Annotated in this window: 1 protein-coding gene; it reads left to right on the top strand. The window is 69.2% G+C overall.

The annotated features are described in order from the left end of the window. Positions 1-2,045, top strand: a 2,045-nt coding sequence (locus CRT60_RS00155; RefSeq protein ID WP_143272912.1) for an AMP-binding protein, incomplete at both ends; no start/stop codon positions are given.

Genomic DNA, 2,045 nt, shown 5'->3' with positions numbered 1-2,045 from the left:
CAGCTTCTGGGCGAAGTGCTGCAACGCTATGCCGGCGTCGTGCCGGCGGCGGACGGCGGCCGCTTCCGCGACCATGTCGCCTGGCTGCAAGGGCGCGACACGACGGCGTCCGAGGCCTTCTGGCGCAACCGCACCGCCCAACTCGAACAGCCGACCAGGATCGTCTCGCTGTTGCCGTCCGCCCCGCGGGCGGAACCCATGCCTGAGCTAGACGGGCAGGGCGAGCATCGCTGCGTCTTCACCGTGGAGGAAACCCGTCGCCTCACCGACCTCGCCCGTCGCTGCGACGTCACGCTGAACACGCTGATGCAGGCGGCCTGGGCCGTCCTGCTGCGGCAGCATGGCGGCCAGGACACCGTCGCCTTCGGCACCACCGTTTCCGGCCGCCCGGCGGATCTGCCGGGGGTGGAACAGCGGCTCGGCCTGTTCATCAACACGCTGCCGGTGATCCTGACGCCCCATCCTGCGATGCCGGTGGCAGACTGGCTCCGCACGGTCCAAAGCCGCAACCTCGACCTGCGTGAGCATGAGCACACGCCGCTCGCCGACATTCAGCACTGGTCGGGCCAGACCGCATCGGGCGATGCCGGCGGAGCCCTGTTCGACAGCCTGCTGGTGTTCGAGAGCTATCCGGTCGCCGAGGCGTTGCGTCGGGGAAGCCCCGGCGGGCTGCGCTTCTCGCCGGTGATCGGTTATGAGCGGACCAGCTATCCGCTGACCATCGCGATCATGCCCGGCGACCGGCTGGAGTTGCATCACCGCTACGACCGCGCCCATCTGACTGGGACGGCGGTGGCGCACCTCGCCGGCCATCTGCGCCGCCTTCTGCTGACGATGGCCGAAGCCCCGAACCGGCCGCTCGGTGCTTTCTCGGTGCTGGACGAGGCCGACCGCGACCGTATTTTCGGCGCCTGGAACCAAGCGGAGCCGATGGACGCGACGCCCTTGCCGCGTCTGTTCGAGGTGCAGGCCGCCCGCAGTCCGGATGCCACCGCGGTTATCGCCGGCACGCGCAGCGTGAGCTATGGCGATCTCAACCGGCAGGCCAACCGGCTGGCCCATCGGCTGCGCGCGCTCGGTGTCGGGCCCGGTGTCCCGGTCGCCCTCATGCTGGAGCGGACGGAGGTTCTGCCGACCGGTCTTCTGGCGATCCTGAAGGCTGGCGGTGCCTATGTTCCGCTCGACCCCGACTATCCCGCCGACCGTGTCGCCTACATGCTGGCCGACAGCCAGGCGGCACTGGTCGTGACGCAACGCAGCCTGCTGCCCCGTCTTCCGGCGGGCGGGGGCCTGCGGGTGCTGGCGCTCGACGATCCGGCGCTCGGTCTGGAGAATGGCCCGGCGGACGATCCGCTGCCGGTCAACAGGGCGGAGGATGCCGCCTATGTCATCTACACCTCCGGCTCGACCGGACGGCCGAAGGGTGTGGTGATCGAACATCGCAACGCCTCGGCCCTCATCGACTGGGCATTGCGGCTTTACCGGCCGGAGCAGTTGCAGGGGGTCCTGGCCTCGACCTCCGTCTGTTTCGACCTTTCGGTCTGGGAATTCTTCGTCACGCTGAGTGCCGGCGGCCATGTGGTGATGGCCGACAACGCCCTGGCCTTGCCCGACCTGCCGGCCCGCGACCGCGTGTGCCTGATCAACACGGTGCCGTCGGCCATTGCCGGCCTCCTGCGCTCCGGCGGTATTCCGGCCGGCGTGCGGACCGTCAATCTGGCGGGCGAGCCGTTGGCTCAATCGCTGGTGGATGACCTCTATGCGGCCGGTATCGCCGACGTTTACGACCTCTACGGCCCGTCGGAGGACACGACCTATTCGACCGTGACCCGTCGCGAGGCGGGGGGCCGCGCCAACATCGGCCGTCCCATCGATGGGACCTGCGGTTATGTTTTGGACGGTGACCTGAACCCGGTACCGTTGGGGGTGGTCGGGGAGCTTTATCTTGGCGGTGCGGGGTTGGCGCGCGGCTACCTGAACCGTCCCGGCCTGACGGCGGAGCGCTTCGTCGCCGATCCGTTCTCGACGGGCGGCGGGCGGCTCTA

This window comes from Azospirillum palustre, from assembly GCF_002573965.1.
Lineage (GTDB): Bacteria > Pseudomonadota > Alphaproteobacteria > Azospirillales > Azospirillaceae > Azospirillum > Azospirillum palustre.
The sequence above is the reverse complement of the archived record's forward strand: the minus strand, read 5'-3'. Positions and strand labels throughout refer to the sequence as shown.